The organism is Caulobacter sp. 10L414 (assembly GCF_056395525.1).
In genome coordinates, this window is the sequence record NZ_JBFTJR010000040.1 from 27,176 (window position 1) to 50,711 (window position 23,536).

At 70.1% G+C, this 23,536-nt stretch carries 23 protein-coding genes and 1 riboswitch; of the genes, 16 read left to right on the forward strand and 7 right to left on the reverse strand.

What is annotated here, in order from left to right; all coding sequences use genetic code 11:
- Positions 1-44: 44 nt before the first annotated feature.
- Entirely contained in the window at positions 45-1,556 is a 1,512-nt protein-coding gene (locus AC1DCG_RS16430) for a DUF885 domain-containing protein (protein WP_477030950.1), read from the forward strand.
- 113 nt (positions 1,557-1,669) lie between these two features.
- On the opposite strand, the gene AC1DCG_RS16435 is transcribed toward AC1DCG_RS16430, so the two are convergent.
- Positions 1,670-3,307 (reverse strand): pectate lyase, encoded by a 1,638-nt coding sequence (locus AC1DCG_RS16435; RefSeq protein WP_477037055.1) that lies wholly within the window; start codon positions 3,305-3,307, stop codon positions 1,670-1,672.
- A 502-nt stretch (positions 3,308-3,809) separates the two neighbouring features.
- Between AC1DCG_RS16435 and AC1DCG_RS16440 the strand changes: the two genes are divergently transcribed.
- The 3 genes from AC1DCG_RS16440 (at position 3,810) to AC1DCG_RS16450 (ending at position 7,131) form a co-directional block, all read left to right on the forward strand.
- Complete coding sequence (locus tag AC1DCG_RS16440; protein ID WP_101719805.1) at positions 3,810-3,989, forward strand: hypothetical protein; 180 nt, start codon at positions 3,810-3,812, stop codon at positions 3,987-3,989.
- An 85-nt stretch (positions 3,990-4,074) separates the two neighbouring features.
- The gene (locus AC1DCG_RS16445) at positions 4,075-5,097 is read left to right on the forward strand and encodes a sensor histidine kinase (RefSeq protein ID WP_477030952.1); all 1,023 of its coding nucleotides are present in this window, start codon (positions 4,075-4,077) and stop codon (positions 5,095-5,097) included.
- 87 nt (positions 5,098-5,184) lie between these two features.
- Entirely contained in the window at positions 5,185-7,131 is a 1,947-nt protein-coding gene (locus AC1DCG_RS16450) for a transglycosylase domain-containing protein (RefSeq protein ID WP_477030953.1), read from the forward strand.
- A gap of 292 nt (positions 7,132-7,423) precedes the next feature.
- On the opposite strand, the gene cuyB is transcribed toward AC1DCG_RS16450, so the two are convergent.
- Entirely contained in the window at positions 7,424-8,086 is a 663-nt protein-coding gene (cuyB, locus tag AC1DCG_RS16455; protein ID WP_477030954.1) for a cysteate racemase, read from the reverse strand.
- Between the two features lie 12 nt (positions 8,087-8,098).
- Positions 8,099-9,100 (reverse strand): D-cysteate sulfo-lyase, encoded by a 1,002-nt coding sequence (cuyA, locus tag AC1DCG_RS16460; protein ID WP_477030955.1) that lies wholly within the window; start codon positions 9,098-9,100, stop codon positions 8,099-8,101.
- 218 nt (positions 9,101-9,318) lie between these two features.
- On the opposite strand from cuyA, the gene AC1DCG_RS16465 reads away from it, so the two are divergent.
- The 7 genes from AC1DCG_RS16465 (at position 9,319) to AC1DCG_RS16495 (ending at position 15,380) form a co-directional block, all read left to right on the forward strand.
- Complete coding sequence (locus AC1DCG_RS16465; protein WP_477030956.1) at positions 9,319-9,936, forward strand: tetratricopeptide repeat protein; 618 nt, start codon at positions 9,319-9,321, stop codon at positions 9,934-9,936.
- A 43-nt stretch (positions 9,937-9,979) separates the two neighbouring features.
- The gene (locus AC1DCG_RS16470) at positions 9,980-10,384 is read left to right on the forward strand and encodes a hypothetical protein (protein WP_477030957.1); all 405 of its coding nucleotides are present in this window, start codon (positions 9,980-9,982) and stop codon (positions 10,382-10,384) included.
- 13 nt (positions 10,385-10,397) lie between these two features.
- Entirely contained in the window at positions 10,398-11,243 is an 846-nt protein-coding gene (gene ypfJ, locus AC1DCG_RS16475; RefSeq protein WP_477030958.1) for a KPN_02809 family neutral zinc metallopeptidase, read from the forward strand.
- 20 nt (positions 11,244-11,263) lie between these two features.
- On the forward strand, positions 11,264-11,455 hold the full coding sequence (locus AC1DCG_RS16480; RefSeq protein ID WP_477030959.1) for a hypothetical protein: 192 nt from the start codon (positions 11,264-11,266) through the stop codon (positions 11,453-11,455).
- Positions 11,456-11,505: 50 nt separating this feature from the next.
- Positions 11,506-11,611: riboswitch (TPP riboswitch) on the forward strand.
- 75 nt (positions 11,612-11,686) lie between these two features.
- Complete coding sequence (gene thiC, locus AC1DCG_RS16485) at positions 11,687-13,525, forward strand: phosphomethylpyrimidine synthase ThiC (RefSeq protein ID WP_477030960.1); 1,839 nt, start codon at positions 11,687-11,689, stop codon at positions 13,523-13,525.
- Positions 13,526-13,671: 146 nt separating this feature from the next.
- Positions 13,672-14,946 (forward strand): S41 family peptidase, encoded by a 1,275-nt coding sequence (locus tag AC1DCG_RS16490; RefSeq protein WP_477030961.1) that lies wholly within the window; start codon positions 13,672-13,674, stop codon positions 14,944-14,946.
- Positions 14,947-15,026: 80 nt separating this feature from the next.
- Positions 15,027-15,380: a DUF1428 domain-containing protein gene (locus AC1DCG_RS16495; RefSeq protein WP_165260509.1), complete on the forward strand. Its 354-nt coding sequence runs from the start codon at positions 15,027-15,029 to the stop codon at positions 15,378-15,380.
- A 4-nt stretch (positions 15,381-15,384) separates the two neighbouring features.
- On the opposite strand, the gene AC1DCG_RS16500 is transcribed toward AC1DCG_RS16495, so the two are convergent.
- Positions 15,385-16,188 (reverse strand): tetratricopeptide repeat protein, encoded by an 804-nt coding sequence (locus tag AC1DCG_RS16500; RefSeq protein WP_477037054.1) that lies wholly within the window; start codon positions 16,186-16,188, stop codon positions 15,385-15,387.
- Positions 16,189-16,320: 132 nt separating this feature from the next.
- Between AC1DCG_RS16500 and AC1DCG_RS16505 the strand changes: the two genes are divergently transcribed.
- Together AC1DCG_RS16505 and AC1DCG_RS16510 are read left to right on the forward strand one after the other, a co-directional pair.
- On the forward strand, positions 16,321-16,722 hold the full coding sequence (locus AC1DCG_RS16505) for a hypothetical protein (RefSeq protein WP_477030963.1): 402 nt from the start codon (positions 16,321-16,323) through the stop codon (positions 16,720-16,722).
- Between the two features lie 69 nt (positions 16,723-16,791).
- Positions 16,792-17,184 carry a hypothetical protein gene (locus tag AC1DCG_RS16510; protein ID WP_477030964.1) on the forward strand — a complete coding sequence of 131 codons (393 nt, stop codon included), beginning with the start codon at positions 16,792-16,794 and terminating at the stop codon, positions 17,182-17,184.
- Between the two features lie 285 nt (positions 17,185-17,469).
- Here AC1DCG_RS16510 and msrB read toward each other — a convergent pair whose 3' ends face one another.
- Positions 17,470-17,949, reverse strand: a complete 480-nt coding sequence (msrB, locus tag AC1DCG_RS16515; protein ID WP_165260501.1) for a peptide-methionine (R)-S-oxide reductase MsrB — start codon at positions 17,947-17,949, stop codon at positions 17,470-17,472.
- Positions 17,950-18,018: 69 nt separating this feature from the next.
- Between msrB and AC1DCG_RS16520 the strand changes: the two genes are divergently transcribed.
- Together AC1DCG_RS16520 and AC1DCG_RS16525 are read left to right on the forward strand one after the other, a co-directional pair.
- Positions 18,019-18,339 (forward strand): heavy metal-binding domain-containing protein, encoded by a 321-nt coding sequence (locus AC1DCG_RS16520; protein WP_058349561.1) that lies wholly within the window; start codon positions 18,019-18,021, stop codon positions 18,337-18,339.
- Positions 18,339-18,917: a type 1 glutamine amidotransferase family protein gene (locus tag AC1DCG_RS16525; protein ID WP_477030965.1), complete on the forward strand. Its 579-nt coding sequence runs from the start codon at positions 18,339-18,341 to the stop codon at positions 18,915-18,917. The genes AC1DCG_RS16520 and AC1DCG_RS16525 overlap by 1 nt, the downstream gene beginning before the upstream one ends.
- Before the next feature lie 4 nt (positions 18,918-18,921).
- Here the strand turns inward: AC1DCG_RS16525 and AC1DCG_RS16530 are convergent, their stop codons facing one another.
- Entirely contained in the window at positions 18,922-19,383 is a 462-nt protein-coding gene (locus AC1DCG_RS16530; protein ID WP_477030966.1) for a GlcG/HbpS family heme-binding protein, read from the reverse strand.
- A complete protein-coding gene (locus AC1DCG_RS16535) occupies positions 19,380-23,168 on the reverse strand; it encodes a LamG-like jellyroll fold domain-containing protein (RefSeq protein WP_477030967.1) in 3,789 nt (1,262 codons plus the stop codon). Before AC1DCG_RS16535 ends, AC1DCG_RS16530 begins: the two co-directional genes overlap by 4 nt.
- Before the next feature lie 275 nt (positions 23,169-23,443).
- On the opposite strand from AC1DCG_RS16535, the gene AC1DCG_RS16540 reads away from it, so the two are divergent.
- A partial coding sequence (locus tag AC1DCG_RS16540; protein ID WP_477041565.1) for a biotin carboxylase N-terminal domain-containing protein occupies positions 23,444-23,536 on the forward strand: 93 nt, incomplete at its 3' end.

Consider the following 23,536-nt stretch of genomic DNA (forward strand, 5'->3'; position numbering starts at 1 on the left):
TCCCGCTACGACAGGGGACAACGAGACAAGAGGGAGGGCCGGAGATGATCGATCGGCGCGCGATGATGCTGCTGACCGGCGCGGGCCTGGTCGCCGGCCCCGCCCTGGCCGCCCAGGACGGCGACGCGGCGCTGAAGGTCCTGCTGGACGGCTTCGCCAAGGGCGGAACCGCCGCCGACAAGCTGAAGGCCCTCTTGGGTTTCGACCCCCAGACCCTGTCGCCCAAGGCCCGGCTCGATTACGACGCCGTGCGCATCGCCGCCGCCGCCGAGGCCGACCTCGTCCGCCGCTTTCCGTTCGGCGCGGGCGCGGCGGGGCCCTATGTCGTCACCACCCGGTCCGGCGCCTGGCAGAAGGCCTCGGAGGCCTGGGGCGACGCCGCGCCGGCCATGGTCGCGCGCATCCAGGCCGAGACCGACCGGATCCGCAAGGACGCCGACGCTGGCGTCGTTCCCCCCGCCTTCCTGATCGATCGCCTGGACAAGGCCCTAGTCGAGGCGCGGTCGAAGGCCTCGCCGTCGGTGGGAGGCGCGCTGAACGGCCAGCGCGCAGCCCTGCTGGCCCTGAAGCCCCGCGCGGGAACCGCCGCCGGCGTGCGCTTCAAGGACCGCGAGACCTACTACGCCGCCATGCTGAAGACCCAGCTGGGCGCGCCCATGGCGCCAGCGCAGGCCCGCCGCCGGCTGGACGCGGCCATCAAGACCCTGCACGCCCGCGCCGACGCGTTGCTGAAGACCCAAGGGCTGAGCCAGGGCGGGGTAGGCGAGCGCCTGCGGGCGCTGATGGCCGATGAGCGCTATCTGTATTCCGACGACGACGCGGGCCGCGACCGCGCCATCGCCGACATGGCGCCGTGGCTGGCCAAGGCCCGCGCGCGCTTGCCCCAGGCCTTCGGCGACCTGCCCGGCGCGGTCGACGCGGTGTCGGTGCGGCGCATGTCGCCCGCCGACGAGGCCGCCGGCCGACAGGGCTATCGCGACCTGCCCTCGGCGGACGGGAAGAAGCCCGGCGCCTACTATGTCGACCTCAAGCGCATCCGCGACCGGCCCAGCTGGAGCCTGCCAGCCGTGGTGCACCACGAGGTGCTGCCCGGCCACATGCTGCAGATCCCCAAGGAGGAGCTGTCGGGCGCTCATCCCTACCGCTCGCGCGTGGCCTGCCCTGCGGCGATGGAGGGCTGGGCCGTCTATGCCGAGCACCTGGCGTGGGAGATGGGCGCCTTCGAAGGCGAGCCCCTGGCCGAGATCGGCGGCCTCTACTGGATCCTGTTCCGCGCCGCCCGCGCCCGCATGGACATCGGCATCCACCTGGAGGGCTGGACGCCCGAGCGGGCCATGGCCTTCCTTGCCGACGTGCAGGGCGCGCCGGTGATCTTCGCCCCCTTCGCCCAGGAGGTCGAACGCGCCGCCATCGCGCCGGGCGCCGCGGCGGGGCAGGGGATGTACTGGCTGGAGCTGGCGCGCCTGCGCCGCGCGTGGGGCGGGACCCTGTGCGAGTTCCACGGCCGCGTGCTGGATCGCGGGACCCTGCCGCTGGCGATGCTGGCGCCGCGCTGACCCCCTCCGGCCCTCTGGGCCACCTCCCCCAGAGGGGGAGGATYTGARGCGCCAAGATGCTCCCCCTCTGGGGGAGCTGTCGCGGAGCGACTGAGGGGGCCGCCGAAGGCGGGTTACGCCGCCCCGACGTACTTCAGCAGCGTCACCATGTTCTCGATGTAGCTGCCGGTGGAGATCCCGATCTTCGGCTTGTCGGTCACGTAGGGCGAGGTGTCAGAGGCGTCGCCCACGTGGGTGCGGCTGAAGTCGCCCGGGGCCGGGGTGGGCGAGCCGTCGCCGATATAGGGATTGCTGGTCGCCTTCAGTTCGGTCGGCCACCAGCCGGCCTCGTTGAGGGCGGCGATCAGGCCCGCGGCCTTGTCGGGCGCGCCGGCCGTGGCGTCGCCCTTCAGGGCCCCGACGTTCAGGTCCGACACCGACACGTCCTTCAGCGTGAAGTACTTCGGCAGCGCCTGGCGGCCGCCCTTCAGCGGCGAGGCCTTGCTGGCGACTTCCGGCGGGGTGGCTTTCAGCGTCTCCAGCCGCTTGCGCAGGGCCGGGATGTTGACGCCCCGGAACGAGGAATAGTGGGCCACGGTGTTCTCGGGGTTTCCGTCGACATAGTAGCGCCCGTTGACGACGTTGCTGCCGGTGCGGTGCACGAACAGCGGCTTGTTGGTGCCGATCTCGACGAAGGTCGGGAACTGGCGGCCCTTCTGGTATTCGACCGGCAGCTTGGTGGTCTCCAGCCAGTCCAGCGCCTCGGAAAGGCGCGCCAGGTACTTCGGGTCGCCCGTGAGCTCGTAGAAGCCCATGCAGGCGGTGATGTTGGCGGCCGTGGTGTGGGTGGCGAAGGCCTCGGGCTCGTAGGTGCGCGCGCCGGACGGCTTGAGGTCGGAGACCTTGTGCTGCAGGCCCCAGCCGGCCTGGGGCAGGGGCTGCTGGCAGGCGACGAAGCAGTCCATCGCCTTCTTCACGGCCGGCAGCACGCGCGGGTCGCCCAGCGCCTGCCAGACCATCAGCAGGAACTCGATGTTCTCGCCGGCCACGTCGTCGTTGAAGGTGATGTAGCCGGTGTAGTCGGGCCGGCCGTGATGGTGGAACTCGTCCTTCAGCGGGAAGCGCTGGGGCCAGCCGCCGACCGGGTACTGGCTGTCGAGGACGAACTGGATGGCCTTGTCCAGCGCCGGCTTGAAGGCCGGATCCTTTTTCTCGACATAGAGCCGCAGCAGGAACTGCGAGCTTTCGGCCGTGCCGGCGTCGTCGAAGGTGGCGTTGCCGTAGTAGTGCTGGAATTCCTCGAGCCGCCATCCGTTCTTGCCGATGGTGTCGTACCACTTGCGGATCGACGGCTCGCCGGCCAGGTCGCCCAGATAGTTCCAGCCGCCGGCCGGGTGCTGGATCTTGATCAGGGCGCCGGCCACCTGCTTGGCCGCTTCGTAGTAATATTCGTCGCCGGTGGCGTGATAGGCGTCGAGGAACAGGTGGCCCATGGTCGCCGTGCCGGGCGGCTGCACCCAGATCATCGTCGGATAGGCCTCCATCTCGCCCCAGCGGCGCGAGAAGTCGGGCAGGTAGCTCCAGACGTAGCCGCCCTGGTAGGCGACCTTCTCGACCATGAAGGTGGTCGCCCGCTTCATCGTGGCCAGCGCAGCTTCCTTGCTCGGCGCCTCGGCCGCCAGGGCCTTGAAGGGCGCCAGGCCCGCGGCGGCGGCGAAGGCGGCCGCGGAGGTCGCCATCAGGCGGCGGCGGGTGAGGGGGCTGAGCGGCATCGACGCATGAACTCCAGAGCGGGCGGGCGCGACGCGGGGACGCAGGCGGCAGGGTCCGGAGGCTGGTCGCGACGCTCGTTTCCAAGCTGCGCCTTGGTTTCCTTCCCCGTCGAGGCGAAAAGCCCCGAATCCTTGCCGCCGTTGGCCCGGCGCATGTTTGGACGACACAATGTCCACCGGTGTCATGCTTGGCAAGCGCGCTGTTGGCGAACCCTGCCGAAAATTCCCCTGGGACGTGTGCGACAGGCCGCCGCGTTGTCTCAGGAGGCGATATCCAACAAATGACCACCATCGGTTCATGAGGCGACGCCGCCGCGCCGGAAAGGCAGCGGGCGACGCCGTCCTGTTGGGGAACAGGACGACACCCCCGGGTCCCAAGGACCCGGGGGTGTTTTCATATGTGCCTATGCACCTAACTGGCTGAGAGCGTTAACAAAACCCTTCGGCCTGCGTCGCGCGGTCGCATGGAGAACGACGTTCATTCGCAGTAAAGAATCGAACCATGCCGAGCCAAAACGATCATCTCAGGGAAGCCGAACGGCTGGAGCGTCAGGCCGAGATCGCCGACAGCGCCCACGCCCGCGAAGCCCTTCGCCGCATGGCCCAGACCTCGCGGATCACCGCCGCCATGGTCGGACTGATGGAAGCCTGCGCCGAAGACGCACCCGCCGGCGCCTGCTGAGGCGGCCCCGCTCGAACGCGTCCCTGACGACCGTCGCGACCTCGCGCAACGCGGGCTCTGGAGCGAGCCGAGCGACGGAGGGGGCATGGGGCAGGACCGTATGGACGAGGGCGTGCTGGCCAGCGCCGGCGCCTATTTCCACAGCGTGCTGGAAGCCAGCCAGGACTGCATCCGCGTCATCAGCCTGACCGGCTCGATCGAGTACATGAACCTCCGCGGTCGCGAGCTTTTCGAGATCGACGACTTCGAAGGCCGCAACCGCGACCGCTACTGGCCCGACATGTGGCCCCCCGAAAGCCGCCCCGTCGTCGAGGACGCCCTGAACAGGGCGCTGGCCGGCGGCTCCTCCTCGTTCCGCGCCCTGTGCCCCACCGCCAAGGGCAATGTCCGCTGGTGGGACACCACGGTCTCGCCGGTGCTGGACGAGGCGGGGCGTGTGGTGCGGGTGCTGGCCGCCTCGCGCGACGTCACCGCCGCCATGCTGGCCGAGCGCCATCGCCAGCTGCTGGTCAACGAGCTCAATCACCGTGTGAAGAACACCCTGGCCATCGTCCAGTCGATCGCCGCCCAGTCGCTGCGCAACGCCGGTGTCGACCCGGCGGTGCGGCGAGCCTTCGAGGGGCGGCTGATGGCCATCGCCGCCACCCACAACGTGCTGACCGACGAGAACTGGGCCGCCGCCAGCCTGCGCCAGATCGTCGAGGGCTCGGTGCGGCCCTATCGCAACGCCGACCACGAGGTGCTGGTCGCCGGCCCCGACCTGATGGTCTCGCCCAAGCCGGCGGTGGTCATGGCGCTGGCCTTCCACGAACTGGCCATCAACGCCCTGAAGTACGGCGCCCTGTCGGTTCCGGGCGGCGAGGTGGCGGTGCGCTGGACCTCCCAGCCGGGCGCCCAGCTGCTGGTCAGCTGGACCGAGCGCGGCGGCCCGCCGGTGGCGCGGCCCTCGCGGCGGGGCTTCGGCTCGCGGATCATCGAACTGGCCCTAGCCAGCGAACTGGATGGGCAGGTCGAGCTCGACTACCGGCCGGGCGGCCTGGTCTGCACCATCCGCGCGCCGCTCTGCGCCCTCGACAAGGTCGACGCCTTCATGGCGCTGCAGGCCTGAGGGCTGAAACCTCCGCCGTGCTGTGACGCTTTCCTGCCGCAAGTTCTTGCCATTCAGGCGGGGGCTGAAACAGGWAACGGGGGCCGAGTGGCCGATTTCGACTGGCGAGCTTGGACGGTGAAGGCGCGGCATGCGGCCTTGGCCATGGCCGCTTTCGTCGCCGCCAGGGCGCGGGGCCTCGTCGCCTTCGTCCGCCGTCATCCGCGCTGGATGGGCTTTTTCGGCCTGGTGTTCGCCGCCCTGCTGGCCGCCTTCGTCTGGATCGGCGTCAGCCTGCCGCTGTCGCGCTCGCTGGAGCCGCTGGACAGCCCCGCCGTCGTGCTGCTGGACGCGCAAGGAAAGCCCTTCGCCCGGCGCGGCGCCTACAAGGAGGCGCCCGTCGTCGTCTCCGAACTGCCCGACTACGTGCCCAACGCCTTCATCGCCGTCGAGGATAGGCGTTTCCGCCGCCATTTCGGCCTCGATCTGTGGGGCATGGGCCGGGCGGCGGCGGTCAACATCAAGGCCGGCAAGGCCCGCGAGGGCGCCAGCACCATCACCCAGCAGCTGGCCAAGAACGCCTTCCTGAGCAACGAGCGCACGCTGCGCCGCAAGGCGCAGGAGGCGGTGATCGCGCTGTGGCTGGAGCTGCGCCTGTCGAAGGACGAGATCCTCGCCCGCTATCTTTCCAGCATCTATTTCGGCGACGGGGTCTATGGCCTGGGCGCGGCCTCGCGGCACTATTTCGGCCGTGCGCCCGAGAAGCTGACCCTGGGCCAGGCCGCCATCCTGGCCGGCATGGTCAACGCCCCCAGCCGTCTGGACCCCGTCGACAATCCCAAGGCCGTCGCCGCCCGCGCCGACCAGGTCCTGGCCGACATGGTCGAGGTCAAGTTCATCACGCCCGAGCAGGCGAAGAACGCCCGCGGCGCCCGCGCCCGGGCCACGCGCGCCAGCCTGCCGGTCGGCGGCTATTTCGCCGACTGGGTCTCGCCCCAGCTCGCCGACGCCTTCGAGACCGCCCGCTACGGCGAGGTCCGAGTTCCCACCACGCTCGACGGCCGCCTGCAGCGCCGCGCCGAGCAGGCGGTCAACAACGCCCTGGCCCGGTCGGGAACCCGGCTGAAGGCGGGGCAGGCGGCGCTGGTGGCCATGCGGCCCGACGGCAAGGTCGTGGCCATGGTCGGCGGCCGCTCCTACGCCAAGAGCCAGTTCAACCGCGCCGTCCAGGCCAAGCGCCAGCCGGGCAGCGCCTTCAAGCTGTTCGTCTATCTGGCCGCCCTGCGCGACGGCGCCCGTCCCGACATGCGGGTGGTCGGCGATCCGGTGACCATCAACGGCTGGACGCCCAGGAACTACGAGGGCGGCGCGGGCAGCGACCTGACCCTGCGCGACGCCTTCGCCCAGTCCAACAACATCATCGCCGCGCGCATCTGGCAGACGGCCGGCGGCGAGGCGGTGGTGCAGGCCGCTCGGGATCTGGGGATCACCTCGCCGCTGAAGGCGACCGACGCCAGCCTGTCGCTGGGCGCGGCCGAGACGACCCTGCTGGAACTGACCAGCGCCTACGCCGCCGTCGCCTCGGGCCACATGCCGGTCGCGCCCTACGGCCGTCCGCGCAAGGACGGCGAGGCGGCTCCGCCCAGCCGCCAGCTCGACACGGCCCAGCGCGCGGCCCTCTACGAACTGCTCGGCGCGGTGGTCGAGGAGGGCACCGGCCGCGCGGCCCGCACCGGCCAACTGACCTACGGCAAGACCGGCACCACCCAGGAGCACCGCGACGCCGTCTTCGTCGGCTTTACCGGCGATCTGGTGGTGGGCGTCTGGGTCGGCAACGACGATCACTCGCCGATGAACGGCGTCACCGGCGGCGGGCTGCCGGCCCAGATCTGGCGCGACTTCGTCGGCCAGGGGCTGAGGGCCGGCCTGATCGCCCGCGACCGCGCCCCGGTTCCGCGCGTGCAGCCGCCGTCCGAGGAAGAGCAGCTGGAACGCGAGCTCGAACAGGATCTCGGCGGCATCCCGCGCTGGCTGCGGCGCATCTTCGGCGGCTGAACCGGGACGGGTGACGCGCTTGTAACTGGACGCCGGCGTGCCGCCGTGGCCTGCTCGGATCAGCCAAGGAGAGAGCGATGCCGCTTCCCAAGCCGCCGCGACCACGGCCGTCATCGCGGCGATAACGGCGACGATCTAGCCTTCAGGAACCTCCCCCCGTGGGGGAGGCGGCCGAAGGCCGGTAGGGGGACGTTGTCAGCTTCTTCCGAGGCGGGCGGTCATCATCCACACCCCCCACCGATCGCTGCGCGATCGCTTCCCCCAGAGGGGGAGGTTCCTGCTGCGCTCGCGCCTACCGGCAAACCTCAACGCACCGCTTGGCCAGCGCGTCCGTCGCATCCACGAACGGCACGGTCAGGTCGTCCTGGCTCATGACCAGGGGCACTTCGGTGCAGCCCGCCACCACGGCCTGCGCGCCCAGGCCAACCAGCCGATGCGCCAGGGCCGCCATGGTCTGGCGCGAGGCCGCCGACAGGTCGCCGCGCTTGATGCGGTACAGCAGGGCCATGAACTCGACCTGCTCGTGGTCGCCCAGGGTCACGGCCTCCAGTCCCAGGTGCGCCAGCCGGTCGCGATAGATGGCCAGGCCGCCGGCCGTGCCCAGCACGCCGATCCGGGTCGCGCCGCCGACGCGAGCGGCCTCAACCGCCGTCTCCGGCAGGTCGATCAGCGGCAGGCCGCTGGACTTCACCTGCGCGGCGAAGGCGTGGGCGGTGTTGCAGGCGATGGCCAGAACCTGCGCGCCCGCGTCGCGCAGGCCCGCGGCCATGGCCGCCAGCACGGGGGCGGCCGCGTCGCCCTGCGTGTTGCGGTCGGGGATCTTGGGATTGATGTCGACCAGCACCCGGATGTGGTCCTGCTCGCGCGCCACCGGGGTGGCCGCCTGCAGCTTGGCCAGGAAGTCGAGGGTGGCGGCCGGGCCCATGCCGCCCAGCACGCCGAGGACCTTGCTCATCGCGCCTGTCTCCTAGCCGAGCGCCGGCTCCAGCACCGACTGGTAGCCGAACAGGCCCTGGGCGCCGCCGGTATGCAGGAACACCACCCGCTCGCCCTTGAACGCGCCCTTGCGGGCCTGGTCGATCAGGCCCTTCATCGCCTTGCCCGAATAGACCGGATCCAGCAGCAGGCCTTCCGTCCGTGCAGCCAGGGCCAGGGCGTCGATCACGCCCTGATCCACCAGGCCGTAGCCTTCGCCCACATAGTCGCAGTCGGCCACGACCGCCTCGCGTCGCACTCGGCCCGCAGCGCCGATCGTCTCGGCGGTGGCTACGGCCAGATTGAGGACGTTCTCTTCCTGCTTGGCCTTGGGCGCGCGCACGCCGAAGCCGAGGATCGGGATATCCACCGACAGGGCCGCGAAACCGGCCACCAGGCCCGCATGGGTGCCGGCGCTGCCGGTGGCGGTGACCAGGCGGTCGATCTTCAGGTCCAGGCCGTCCGCCTGGACGACCAGTTCGCGGGCGCAGTCGACATAGCCCAGCGCGCCCACCGTGTTGGAGCCGCCGCCGGGGATCACATAGGGCTTGCCGCCGCGTCGGCGGACGATCTCGGCGGTCGCCTCCAGCTCCTCGTTCATGTCGGTTCCGCCCGGCACGAAGCGGATCGACGCGCCCATCAGCCGGTCGAGCAGCACGTTGCCGTTGCCGACATAGTCGCTGGCCTTAGAGCCCGTGCGCTCCTCCAGGATCACTTCGGTCGAAAGGCCGAAGCGGGCGCCGGCCGCGATGGTCTGGCGCACGTGGTTGGACTGCACCGCGCCTTGCGTCACCAGGGTGTCGGCGCCCAGCGCCAGGGCCTCGCCGAGCAGGAACTCCAGCTTGCGGGTCTTGTTGCCGCCGCCGGCCAGGCCCGTGCAGTCGTCGCGCTTGACCCAGAGGTCGATCCCCAGTTCCGCGCCCAGGCGGGGCAGGGGCTCCAGCGGCGTGGGCAGGTGGGCGAAGCGGGCGCGGGGAAAGCGGGCCAGGTGCATGCGGGTACTCCGATCCGGACGCCTGGAGATAGGCCGCCCCGGGCGGACTGGCAAAGCGTTTCAGCGAGGCTTTCGGCGCTGACGGTGCTATGCTGGCGCTCGCCTGGCGGCCTCGACGTCGCCGGGCTTCAAAAGCCTGTCCCCGCGTACCCGCGGCTTGGTTTCCCCCATTCCCCGCGGGCCTGTCGGAAGGCCGGGCTGACGTTGGGAGAAAACGCATGAAAGCCAAGACCCTCAAGTCTCGGTCGCCCCGTCGCATAGGTGTTTCCGGCGCACGGCCGTTTCGCGGCTGGATCCTCGGCGTCGCCGTGCTGGCGATGCTGCCGCCGGCCGGCGCCGCGACGGCCTCGGTCCTGATCATCGGCGGCGGCATGGCCAAGGACTGTTCCGAGGCGGTGATCCGGGGCCGCTCCGACGACGACACGATGCGCCTGTGCACCTCGGCCCTGCAGGTCGAGACCCTGTCGACCGGCGACCGCGCCCGCACCCTGGTCAATCGCGGCGTGATCCAGCTGCGCCGCCAGGCCTATGTCGAGGCGCGGGCCGATTTCGACGCGGCCGGCCGCATCGAGCCGAAGCTGGGCGAGGTCTATGTCAACCGGGGCGCGGCCCTGGTGGCCGAGGACCGCTTCGCCGAAGGCCTCGACGAGATCGACCGGGGCCTGGCCCTGGGCGTCAAGCAGCCCGAGCGCGCCTACTACAACCGCGCCCTGGCGCACGAGAACCTCGGCGACGTCAAGGCGGCCTATTACGACTTCCAGCGCGCGGCCGAGCTCGATCCGAAATGGTCGGCGCCGAAGGAGGAACTGGCGCGTTTCTCGTTCAAGAGCCGCTGACGCCGCGCCCTTCCGGCGCGCGGGGCGGCGCCGGAGGCATGGCATGAGACGGGTCCTGGCGATCACCATCGCGACGGGTCTGGCGCTGGCGTCGAGCGCGGCGAGCGCCCAGACTTACACTGGCCAGGCCGACGCGGGCCTTGCTCAGGAGCGCGCGGCCGCCCGGATGGAGATCGAGGCCCTGCGCCAGCAGCAGATGGCCCAGGCTCGTGAGGCCCAGGCCGCGCGCGACCGCGCCGCGGCGGCCCAGACCCTGCGCTCGCTGCAGGCGCAGGGCGCGAGCGCGGGCCGGCCCTATCGTCCGCCGCCGGCCGAGGTGCTGCCCGAGCGCGGCGATCCGTCGGCGGGGCTGTCGCTTCGGCTGGACGAACTGGACCGCTTGACCGACGCCCGTCTGGCGCGGAGCAATGAGGTGCTGCGGGCCATCAGGCCCGCTTCGGAACGCTAGGGATCTTCGGCTCATGGAATGGGAAGGCGGACGGCAGTCCGGCAATATCGAGGACCGGCGCGGCCTGGGTCCCGTGGCGGCCGGCGGCGGCATCGGCGCGCTGGTGCTGGCGGCTGTGGGCTATTTCGTGTTCGGCGTCGACCCGCAGACCACGCTGAACGCCGTCGAGGGCGTCCAGGCGCCGGCGGCCCAGCAGCAGGAAGGGCGGCGCGGCTCGGTGCAGGACGAGGGCGGCCGCTTCGTCGACGTCATCGAGACCTCCAACACCGATGTCTGGGGACCGATCTTCGCCCGCTCGGGCGGCCGTTACGTCCCGCCGACCTCGGTCGTGCTCTATGACGACCAGACCGGCACGGGCTGCGGCCTGGGCCAGTCGGCGATGGGGCCGTTCTATTGCCCGGCCGACCGCAAGGTCTATCTCGACCTCAGCTTCTGGAACGAGCTGGAGAGCCGCTTCGGGGCCAAGGGCGAGTTCGCCCGCGCCTATGTGATCAGCCACGAGATCGGCCACCACATCCAGAACCAGATGGGCGCGACCCGCAAGGCCGATAGCCTGGGCCGTCGCGGCGCCGAGAGCGGCTCGGTGCGGCTGGAGCTGCAGGCCGACTGCTACGCCGGGGTCTGGGCCCGCCACGCGCCCGAGGTCTCCAACATCCGCATCACCCGCGCCGACATCGAGGACGGCCTGGGCGCGGCGGCCGCCGTCGGCGACGACGCCATCCAGTCCAAGGCGCAAGGCCGGGTGATGCCCGACAGCTTCACCCACGGCACCAGCGAGCAGCGGATGCGCTGGTTCGGCAAGGGCTACGACGACGGCAGGCCCGCCGCCTGCGACACCTTCGCGACGGACGACCTGTAACCCCCGCGTGGGAGGACACGATGGACGACAGGGAAGTCACGGCCGTCGAGATGGCGCGCGCCGCCGGTGTCGATCCCAAGCGCTTCAGGCAGAAGCTGCGCGACGCCCGGCTGGCCTGGCACGTTCACAACGCACCGTGGCGCGTCGTCGAGCACAGCGATCGCCACGAGCAGATGGAGACCGTCCTGGCGCGCATGGTGAAGGCGTCCTGACGAACGTCGCTCGTCGCTCTTGACCCGCGCGTCAATCCTCCTAGTGTCCGCCCTGTTCACCGGGGGGTCGCTGTCGCGGCTGAGATTGGGCTTGAGCCCTGACCCGTCGAACCTGATCCGGGTCATGCCGGCGAAGGGAGGGAACGCGGATCTGGGAGCGTACAGTCCAGGCCGTAAGACCGACTTAGCTCGACACGTCCGGGTCTCTTCAGTGCTTGAGGAGCCCGCAACATGAACGCTCAAACCCCCATCGTTCCAGCGACCGATAACGTCGCCACCGGCCCCGTGCCGGGATCGCGCAAGGTCTATCAGGCCGGCGAGATCTTCCCCGACATCCGCGTGCCGTTCCGCGAGGTGGCCGTCCACCCGTCGGCCAACGAGCCGCCGGTGACGATCTATGACCCGTCCGGCCCCTACACCGACCCGAACGCGACCATCGACATCGCCAAGGGCCTGGAGCGCGCCCGCGACGCCTGGGTCGTCGCCCGCGGCGACGTCGAGGTCGTGGCCAATCCGCGCGAGGTGAAGCCCGAGGACAACGGCTTCGCCCAGGGCAAGCACCTGGCCCCGCAGTTCCCCGACAACGGCCGCAAGATCTTCCGCGGAACGCAAGGCAAGCTGGTCACCCAGCTGGAATACGCCCGCGCCGGCATCATCACCGCCGAGATGGAATACGTCGCCATCCGCGAGAACCTGCGCCGCGAGCAGACCCGTCCGTGCGTGCGCGACGGCGAGGACTTCGGCGCCTCGATCCCCGACTTCGTGACGCCCGAGTTCGTGCGCCAGGAAGTGGCCCGCGGCCGCGCCATCATCCCGGCCAACATCAACCACGGCGAACTCGAGCCGATGGCCATCGGCCGCAACTTCCTGGTCAAGATCAACGCCAACATCGGCAACTCGGCCGTGCTCGGCACCGTCGCCGAGGAAGTCGACAAGATGGTGTGGGCCACCCGCTGGGGCGCCGACACGGTCATGGACCTGTCGACCGGCCGCAACATCCACAACATCCGCGACTGGATCATCCGCAACAGCGCCGTGCCGATCGGCACCGTTCCGATCTACCAGGCGCTGGAGAAGGTCGGCGGCGTGGCCGAGGACCTGAACTGGGAAGTCTTCCGCGACACCCTGATCGAGCAGGCCGAGCAAGGCGTCGACTACTTCACGATCCACGCCGGCGTGCGCCTGCCGTTCGTGCCGATGACCGCCAAGCGCGTCACCGGCATCGTCAGCCGCGGCGGCTCGATCATGGCCAAGTGGTGCCTGGCCCACCACAAGGAGAACTTCCTCTACGAGCGCTTCGACGAGATCTGCGAGATCATGCGCGCCTACGACGTGTCGTTCAGCTTGGGCGACGGCCTGCGTCCGGGCTCGACCGCCGACGCCAATGACGAGGCCCAGTTCTCCGAACTGCGCACCCTGGGCGAACTGACCAAGGTGGCCTGGAACCACGGCGTGCAGGTGATGATCGAGGGGCCCGGCCACGTGGCCATGCACAAGATCAAGGCCAACATGGAAGAGCAGCTCAAGCACTGCCACGAGGCCCCCTTCTACACGCTTGGTCCGTTGACCACCGACATCGCCCCTGGCTACGACCACATCACCTCGGCGATCGGCGCGGCCATGATCGGCTGGTTCGGCACGGCGATGCTCTGCTACGTCACGCCCAAGGAGCACCTGGGCCTGCCCGACCGCAACGACGTGAAGGTTGGCGTGGTCACCTACAAGCTGGCCGCCCACGCCGCCGACCTGGCCAAGGGCCACCCGGGGGCCTCGATGCGCGACGACGCCATCAGCCGGGCGCGGTTCGAGTTCCGCTGGGAAGACCAGTTCAACCTCGGCCTCGACCCCGAGACCGCCCAGGCCTTCCACGACGAGACCCTGCCCAAGGAGGCGCACAAGACCGCGCACTTCTGCTCGATGTGCGGCCCGAAGTTCTGCTCGATGAAGATCAGCCAGGAAGTCCGCGACTTCGCCGCCGCCCAGGCGCCGAACACCGCCGAGCTCGGCATGGCGGAGATGAGCGAGAAGTTCCGCGAACAGGGCTCGGAGATCTACCTGAAGACGGAGTGATCGAAGCGGCCGGCGGGACCTGTTCCTCGCCGGCCGTCTTGATGCTCAAGCTATGGTCGGCTCAAGGTGGACGAATGAGGTCGTTCCTGTTCGCCGCCGCCTTGGCCGTCGCATTGCCGGTTTCGCCTGCGCGGGCGGAGCCGGACATGCAGCCTGTGCAGACCACCGGCCCCATCGCCAGACCCCTGCAGGGTGTCTGGAAGTCTCGCGGCTACGGCTGGGTCGTGCGGTTCGACGCCGACGGGCCCAGCCTCTATCACCTCGCCGGCGAGGACTGCTGGCGCGACCCGCGCGCGAAGGCCGATCCCGACGGGGTGCTGAAGCTTTGGCGGCCCATGGGCGCGGCGCTCGAGACGGCGGGCGAGGCCGACGGGACGACCTATCGCTTCGATCGGCTGAAGGCCCTGCCGGAGGCCTGCGTCAAGAACCGACCCTGGACGCCGCGCCGGACCCTGGCCGTCGTCGCCGACACCTTCGAGGCCTCCTACCCCCTGTCGCGGGAGCGCGGCCTGGACTGGCCGTCGCGACGGGCCGCGGCCGTCGCCGCCCTCGGCGTGGCGCCCGACGAGGCGGCGCTGTGGAAGGCGCTGGGCGTGCTGCTGCGGGGGATGAACGACGCCCACGTGGCGCTGGACGGGATCGTCGGCGGCCAGCCGCGCACCCAGCGGTTCGGCGAGGCGGCGGCGCTGATGCGGGCCAAGGCCGCGCCCGGCGGCGAGGCGGCCTGGGCGAAGGCCTGGCGGGCCGACCTGCTGGCCGCGCCCCTGGGCGTTCGCGAGGCGGCCGGCGGGCGGATCCTGTGGGGACGAAAGGGGAAGGTCGGCTATCTGGCCGTAACCGCCATGGGCGGCTTCGATCCCAAGGCGGGCGACGACGACGTCGCGCTGCTTGAGGCCACGCTGGACGAGGCCGTCACCGCCTTTTCGGGCGCAGAGGCGGTGATTGTCGACGTCAGCGACAACCGCGGCGGCTACGACGTGATCGCCCGCCGCATCGCCGCCCGCTTCGCCGACCGGCGGCGCGAGGTCGGATCCAAGGTCGCGGTCGGCGGCGACGGCGTCGCCCAGCCGTTGTTCATCACGCCGTCGGATCGCCCGCGCTACCTCGGCCCTGTCTGGCTGCTGACCAGCCAGGTCACGGTCAGCGCCGGCGAGACCTTCACACTGTCGATGCGAGCCCTGCCCAATGTGCGCCAGGCGGGCGAAACGACGCGCGGGGCGCTGTCGGACCAGCTGCAGAAGCCGCTGCCCAACGGCTGGCGCTTCGCCCTGCCGGCCGAGGTCCACCGCGACGCGCAAGGCCGGGTGGCGGAAGGCGAGGGGATCACGCCGCAGGTTCCGCTGCCGGTCTTTCCGCCCGGCGATCCGCACGGACACCTCCGGGCGCTGGACCGCCTGCTGGCCCTGATCGACGGGCGCTGAACTTTTTCGTGGCCCCCCTGTCGGCCTCCTCCGCGTTGGAACGTCCTATGGGGGCCAACAACGATCCAAGGGAGGATCCCATGACCTATGTCGACGGTTTCGTGCTCGCCGTGCCCAAGGCCAATGTCGAGGCCTACAAGGAGATGGCGACCCTGGCCGGCTCGATCTGGATGGAGCTCGGCGCGATCTCCTATGTCGAGGCCATCGCCGACGACGTGCCTTACGGCGAGCTCACCTCGTTCCCCCGCGCCGTCCAGCTGAAGGACGACGAGGTGACGGTGTTCTCGTGGATCACCTACGAGAGCCGGGCCAAGCGCGACGAGATCATGGCCAAGGTCATGGCTGACGAGCGCCTCAAGCCGTACATGGACAAGATGCCCTTCGACGGAAAGCGCATGATCTTCGGCGGCTTCGAGAGCCTGGTGGAGTACTGAGGGCCTACTTGGCCTTCATCGACTCCTCGCCGTTCATGATCTGGATGCCCGTGGCCTGGCCGCCGGCGCGAAGCTTGGCGATGTAGCCGATCTCGTGCTTGGCGCCGCCGTGGTCGGGCTCGATCTCCAGCGAGTCCCTGTAGGCCTTTTCGGCCTCGTCGAAGCGGCCCAGCTCGATCAGGGAGAAGCCCCGGGCGCGCAGCAGCCGGGCCTTGCCCTGCTGGTCGGAGATCAGGAAGGCGGCGGCCTTGTCGAAGGTGGCGTCATACAGCGCCAGGGCGTCGGCGAAGCGGCGCTGCGCCGTCAGCACCATGCCCTTCTCGGTGACCAGCATCAGGTTCTCGGGCTGCAGGGCCAGGCCCTTGTCGAGCCATTCGGAGGCCTTGTCGTAGTTGCGCGCCTCGACGGCGGCCGAGCCGAGCAGGAAATAGGCCAGGCCATAGGTGTTGTAGTCGACGACCACCTGGGTCTTCTGGTCCGGCGCGGCCTTCTCGGCCGCGGCGCTGGCCAGCAGGCTGGCGATCAGGCCCTGGTCCAGGTTGTAGGCCCGCACGATGAAGGTGTCGCCCTTGCGCTCGACCAGCGGGTAGGCGGCGGGGGTGTGAGAGACCACGGCCTCCAGCGCGGGAACCATCTTGCGGATCGTCCCAAGGTCGCCGCTGTTCATCGCCTTCTTGACCGTGGCCTGGTCCTTGGCGGCCTGGGCGTCGGCGGCCGAGGCCGGCGCGGGCGCCGGGCGGGCGTGGACCATCGCCGGCGTGGCGGCGATCATCAGGGCGGCGACGGCGACGGCGGCGGCGATACGCATGGACTTCCTCCGGTGAAGCTCCAGGTTATTCTACGTCTGTAAGATTGCAAGCGGTGCGTGCGGCGGCCGCGATGGCGCGCCTGGGTGGATGCACGGGCGGAACGGTAGGGCGGACGCCCGCATTGCAGGCTCATGCTCGAACTGGTTCTGGATCTCTGCAATCTCGTTGGCGGCTTCCTGCTGGCGATCGGTCTCCTGGCCCTGCTGCCCCGGGCGGGCGACGACCTGGGGCGCTTCGCCGCGCGCCTGGCGCCGTTCGGCTGGATCGTCGGGATCGCGGCCCTGGTCTGCGGCGGCTACTTCCTGATCGTGCACCTGGTTTCGGGGCCGCACGTCTTCCATTTCGAGCTCGTCGGCCTCGCCGTCGGCGTGCTGCTGCTGTGGGACCGCCTGCGGGCCGGGGCGCTGGCTCGGCGGCTGGGCGGGTCGGGCGAACTGCCGGACAGCGGAGCGCAGGGCGCGGGACTGGTCTTGGCGATCTTCGGGATCATCGCCATGATCGTCGGGTTGCAGGGTCTGCTGACGCCCGATTGACGAGTAACGGCCGCTTAAGGGCCTGGGCGCAGACTCGGCGGCAAGCACGATGCGGTCAGGGAGGCCGTCATGTCGTCCACCGTCACCTCCAGCACCCGGAGGTTCAGCGATCACTTCGAGCCGCAGGACATCGATCCGCAGGAGCAGCGTCGCCTGCGCGGTCATCTCGAACAGATCGACTACACCGCCTTTCTGTCCAATCGCGAGATCATGGCCCAGGCCCTGGGCAGGCTCGACGCCGGCCATTTCCAGAAGCTGGCCGTGACCACGGCCCAGGCCCGGGCGCGCTGGGCGGCCATGGCGCTGTCCATCGGCCAGTCAGGCCGCGCGCCCGATCCGGCCGAGGTCGAGAAGCTGGCCGGACTGCGCCTGGCCTATGACGAGCTTTCCGCCGCCTACGAGGCCCTGCGCCGGATGGTCGAGCGCGGCTACGTGGCCTACGGGCCGACCGCTTCTGCCTGATAGAACTGATAGAACGGGTTCGCGTCGGGAGAAGACTGGGGGGAAGGGGCCTTCTCCCGACGCGTCCGCCATGGAGCGCCGCAACCCTGCCGGAGGTTGTGCGCGGGCGGTTCGGGCCGTCGCCTAGGGAGCGCCGTCCGAGCGAGTCGCCGCACCTGCGGCCTCGGATTGACCATGCTCTTTATAGTTGTGCCGAGCAATCCATTTTTTCCACCAAGGGTCGAAGTTCCGTCGGGGAAAGCCTTGCCTTGCATTTGGGCGCCCCGGCCAGAGGCGCCCAGCCGTCTACGGCAGGCGGTCGCCGCGGTGCAGCGGGTCGGGCAGGGGATCGCCGGCCTTCACGAACTGCAGCGAAACCGAGTTGATGCAGTAGCGCAGCCGCGTCGGTGCGGGGCCGTCGGGGAAGACGTGGCCCTGGTGGCTGTCGCAGCGGGCGCAGCGGGTCTCGATGCGCACCATGCCGTAGGAGGTGTCGCGCACGGCCCTGACGTGGTCCTCGTCGAACGGCGCGTAGAAGCTGGGCCAGCCGGTGCCGCTCTCGAACTTGGTCTCGTGCTTGAACAGCGGCAGGCCGCACAGCCGGCAGCCGTAGACGCCGGGGCTCTTTTCGCCCAGCAGGCCGCCGCAGAACGGCGCCTCGGTGCCGTGATGCAGCAGGACGCGGGCCTCCTCGGCGGTGAGGTCGGCCTCCAGGCGCTCGCGTTCGGGCTCTGTGGGCGGGGTCAGGTCGAAACCTGTGGAAGAGAGGGTGGCGGCTTGGGTCATGCGTGCCAATCTAGGGGCTCGCACGGCCCGCCGGTAGGGCGCGCCGCATCAAGGGACGGGAAGCCTGCCATGATCACCTCGACCACTCCCTACGTCGCCGAGCGCGAGACCGTGGCCACCCTGGGGGTCGTCTCGGGCGAGGCCATCATCGGCGCGCACATCTTCCGCGACCTGTTCGCCGGCATCACCAACATCATCGGCGGCCGCGCCGGCGGCTACGAGAAGGCCCTGCGCGAAGCCCGCGACATCGCCCTGCAGGAGATGATCGACGAGGCCCGCCGCCAGGGCGCCGACGCCGTGGTGGGCGTGGATCTCGACTACGAAGCCCTGGGCGCCGACAACGGCATGCTGATGGTCACCGCCGCCGGCACCGCGGTGAAGCTGCGCTGATGACCATCGCCGTCGCCTTTCTCCAGCCCGGCTGGGCCGACTGGGAAGCCGGTCACGTGCTGGCCTCCCTGCGCGAATATTTCGGCGTGCAGATCGAGATCGCCACCCCGACCGGGGATCCGGAGACCTCGATCGGCGGCGTCCTGGCCGCCGCCGACTACCGCTTCGACGATCCGGTGCTGTCGGACGCCGACGCCTACCTGCTGATCGGCTCCGACGCCTGGCAGGGCTATGATAACGACGCGGTGTTCAGCCTGCTGCGCCAAGCCCACGCCGACGGCAAGATCGTCGCCGGCATCTGCGGGGCGACCATCGCTCTGGCCAAGGCCGGCCTGCTGGCGGGCAAGGCCCACACCTCCAACGGCAAGGACTGGCTGGCCGAGCAGGCCCCCGGCTACGCCGGCGCCGAGGGCTATGTCGAAAGCCCCCGGGCGGTGGTCGACGGCAGGATCGTCACCGCCTCCGGCTCGGCCCCGGTGACCTTCTCGGCCGAGGTCACGCGGCTCATCGCGCCCGAGGCTTCGGAGCGCCTCGACGGCTACGTGGCGATGTTCGCCCGCGAGTTCGGCGAGGGCTGAGGCCTCACTTCACCGCAGCCGCGCCCGCCCGGGCCAGGACGCCGTCCTGCTCGGGCGTGGCGCCGGCCACGCCGACCGCGCCGACGATCCTGCCCTCGACCAGCAGCAGCTCGCCGCCCTCGATGGCCAGAGCGCCGTTGGAGATGGCGTTGAGGTTGCCGCCCTTGACCGCGTCCTGGAACGCCTTGGTCGGGCGGCGATAGGCGGTGGCGGTCTCGGCTTTGCGGCGCGAGACCTCGGGGGCCGAGTACGAGGCCCCGTCCATCTTCCAGACCAGCACCGGGGCGCCGTTGGGCTCGACCACGGTGATGGTCACGGCCACGCCGGTCTTCAGGGCCTCGGCCTCGGCGGCGGCCGCCACGGCCTTGGCCTCCTTCAGCGTGACGTTGCGGCCGTAGGGCTCGGCGGCGTTCGCACCCGAGCCCAGGGCCAGCAGGCCGGCGATGATCAGAACCTTGTGGATCATGGCAGCTTCACCTCGTCGTTCAGGGCGGTGATCTGCGGCTGGTCGCTGACGATGCGCAGGCGCAGTTCCGACGGCTTGGCGCCGGCCGGGATCTTCAGGCTGGCGGTGTGGACCTTGGGCGTCAGGTCCTTGGGCGCGGCCAAAGCCGGCACGGCGGCCGAACCCAGCACCTTGCCGGCGGCGTCGACCAGTTCCAGCTTCGCGGCCTTGGCGTCCTGTGCGCCCAGGCTGTGCACCTTGGCGGTGATCGTCGAGCCCTTCACGCTGACGTCGCCGCGTCCGATGCCGAGGTCGGCGCGCCGGGCGGGGTCATCGCCCGGCGTCGCCAGGGCCATGTCGATGATCGTGGTCTGGCCCGGTTGCAACACGACGCTGACGGCCTTGGTGCGCTCGAAGGCGACGTTGCGGGTTTCGCCCGCCCCATCGATCGCGTCGTCGCCCGTGGTGTCGATCCCCTGGGTCAGCGTCCATTGGCCGGGCGCGACGTTCCAGCCGGTCATGGTCGCGTTCACGGGCTTGTCCGACAGGTTGTAGGCCACGACCTTGAAGCCCTTGGCCGTGCCGTCCTTGACCAGGATCGCCACGTCCTCGCCTTTCGCGGCGCCCTCGAAGCGCCAGCTGACGATGTGCCCGGGGTTCATCTGGCCGCGCTTGTTGGCGATGCCGCCCAGGCGCGAGCGCTGCAGCACGTCCGACGGGATCTCCACCCGGTCCGACCACCAGTGGCCGTCGGTGTGCATATACATGTGCTGGTCGGCCCACTGGATCTCGTCGGCATAGGCCTTTTCGAGCCAGGTCTTGTCGCCGGTCAGACTCCAGGCGGCGAAGCGCTCCATGGCCCCGCCCTTGGCGGCCGACTTGACGATGGCGTCCTTGTTGGCGTCGGCCAGGCCCAGCATCGACAGGGCGTTGTCGTTGAGGTCGTTCAGCGATTTGACGCCGTTCTTGCCCATCCGCCACTGGATCGGGGCCAGGTACTTGGCCTCGCCCGTCCAGCGCCAGGCCTGCCAGAAGATCTGGAACGGCCCGCTGGCGCCCGAGCCCTGCAGCACCGTGCCGCCCCGTTCCGCATCCGTGCGCCAGTTGATCTCGTTGGGATAGGAGCCGTCGGCCTTGGCGTGGGCCAGATAGCCGTCGGCTAGGCCCAGCACGATGTCGCGGGCGGTCTTGTCGCCGTTGTAGTCGCCGATCAGGATCGCCGGGTGCACCACGCCGAACGAGTAGGGCTTCTGCCACTCCCACGGGCCTTCGCGGTACGAGATCGAACCGCTGTACCAGTTGGTGTTGAAGTGGACGTGGCCGGCCGGATTGCGATCGATGATCCCCGGCAGGGCCTTCACCGTCGTGAACAGCCGCTCGACGGCGAGGGGATCTCCGTAGTCGAGATACATCGCCTCGCTGTTGGAGTTGATGCCCTCCTCGTAGGCGTGCAGCTCGTCGGTGGCGATAGTCGACAGGCCGTTCGTGAACATGCCGTTGCGGTAGACCGCGTCGGTCAGCAGGTTCAGCGAGCCCTTCACCTTGTCGGGATCCACGCCCATCAGGGCCAGGCCCGGCCACTGCTGCAGAAGGTCGGTGTCGTCCGACAGGCCGCCGCCGAAGTCGCCGTAAGCGACCTGGCGCTCGTCGATCCACCAGTTGATGAACTTGGCCACCCGCTTGAGGTCTTGCGTCTGGCGGAAGGCCCACAGCGGAACGCCGTCGGGCGCCTCGGGCTGTTCGAACGCCGGCCAGCCCTGGCTGCCATAGGTGATGTCGCCCCAGTACTCGCGGCCTTCCTTGTGGTCGGGATCCACGCGCAGCAGGTCGGAGATGTCGGCGTAGAGGCGGCGATAAAGGCCCTGGCGCTTGGAGGTGGTGTGCTCCTCCACCAGGAAGGCCCAGTTGTCCTTCACCTGGTTGAAGCGGTCGGCGACGTGCTCGGCCTGCGCTTCCTCGCGGGCCTTGAACACCAGCCGCACCTTGGCGCCGTCCAGGGCTTTGGGTCCGAACGCGGCGCTGTCGGCGGCGATGGTCAGGTACAGGCTGTCGGGCGTCAGGATCCGGTCGCGCAGATCCAGCCACAGGGTGCGGGCCTGCCCGGCCGTCACCGAGACCGAGACGTCGATCATGTTGCGGCCCGGCCAGATCGGATCCTTGACCTGGATGTTCAGCGGGATGGTCGTCCCCGCCGCGCCGGGCAGGGCGGGGATGTCCAGCGCGATCCCGTCCAGGCCGTCGCGGGCGTTCTCCCAGCCATAGGCCCAGTTGCGGGCCAGCGGCTGGCCCGCCGGCGCGTCGCCGAAGCCCGACGGGATCATCACGTGGACGATCGGCAGGCCGGGCGCCGAAAGGTCGGCGGCCGGGCGCTTGCGCTGCGGGGCCGCGTCGGGGATCGCCACCACCGTCGCCCGCTCGCCCGCCGGGAAGCGCCCGGCGACATAGGCGTTGAGGTCGGCCAGGTTCAGATAGTCCGGCGCCACGTCGGCCCGGACCGTGTAGTTCATCTTGAAGACGCCTTCGGGCTCTTTGCCCGACGAGACGTCATAGGCCCAGATCTCCTGGATCGGGGTTTCCTGGTCGGTGTTGGTGAAGGTTAGCACGCCGCCCTTCAGCGGTTGGGCCAGGGTGGTCACCGAGCGGTAGAGGCCCTTTGGCCGCACGCCGACCTTCACGCCCTTTTCGCCGGCTTTCGCCGCCCAGGTCAGGTCGCCATAGGCAGGTCCCTGGATTTCCAGCCGGCTGATCGGCTCGTCGGGCAGGGCCAGCGTCAGGGCCTTGCCGCCCTCGACATAGACGTTCCAGTCCGGCAGCGGGAAATAGTCGTCGCGGCCTTCCAGGCGCGAGCGGTTGTAGACGCCGGGCCAGGTGGTCTCGGGGATGCCGTCGTTGGCCCGCCACATCCACTGCTTGATGTCCTTGGCGTCGGCGAACTCGACCTTGCGGATGCGGGTGGCCGGATCCGTCAGCAGGGGCGGGGCCTCGCCCGTCCAGCCGTGGCGCAGGCGCCAGGCCGCGCGCGTGGCGGGATCGTCCAGCGTCGGGACCGGGGCGGCGGCGCCCGGCGCTTCGTTGCGGGCCAGGGCCGCGACGCCGGCGGCGTCCAGCGCGCGGTCGTAGACGCGGATCTCGTCCAGGTCGCCGCCGCGCAGGAAGTTGTAGCGGCTCTGCACCTGGTGCGGGGCGATCACCCGGCCGGCGATGCCGAATTGATCGAGGCCCGCGTCATAGACCCGCCTGGCGTCCTTCCTGGCTGCGGGCTTGCCGTCGACGAACAGCTGTACGCCGGTCTGCTCGTCCCAGGTGAAGGCCAGGTGCGTCCAGGCGTCGGGCGCCGGCGGCTTGTCGAGCTTGAACGAGACGCGGGTGCGGGCCAGACCGTTGTCGGTGACGAAGGCGTCGAAGCCGTGGCCGTTCCAATCGACGCGCAGGAAGGCCATGTCCCAGCTGGTGTGGTCGGCGTAGCCGACGCGGAAGATCACGAAGGGCGCGACGCCGACCGGATAGCCCGAGCGCCAGAAGAACGACAGCGTGCCCCGCTGGGCCTGGATGTTGCCCGGCGCGTTCCAGGCCAGGACGCCGTCGTCCTGGGTTGACAGGGCCGGGCCGGCCTTGCCGGCGGCGATCACCGCCACCTTGTCGGCGAAGTTGGGGATGGCGTCGCCGGCGGCGTAGTCGGCCTTCAGGCCCTTGTCGCCGGAAACATGGAAGAGGAGGGCGGGTTCGGAAGGGGCGGCCGCCGCGGCCGCGTCTGCGGCGGTCAGGACCGAAAAGGCCGAGGCCAGAAAAAGCGCCTGCTTTACCACGCGTCACTCCCTAGTCGTTCTTATTGGAAACCGGTGTCATGGTTCCTGCGACGCTTTTAGCGCGATGGGCCCGCGTTGCAAACCGGCCTTGGCCTGTTACGCCTAGGAGAGCCGAGACGCTCCCCCTGAAGGGGGAGCTGTCGGCGAAGCCGACTGAGGGGGAAGTGAGTGCGGTCAGCAGATGCGTTGGCGTCAGCGGCGACTTCCCCCTCCGGCCCTCCGGGCCACCTCCCCCTTCAGGGGGAGGGTCTGAAACGAGCCAAGGACCGCCGCCGATGTTCAACAAGATCCTGATCGCCAACCGGGGCGAGATCGCGGTGCGGGTGATCAAGACGTGCCGGCGGCTCGGGATCGCCACGGTGGTGGTC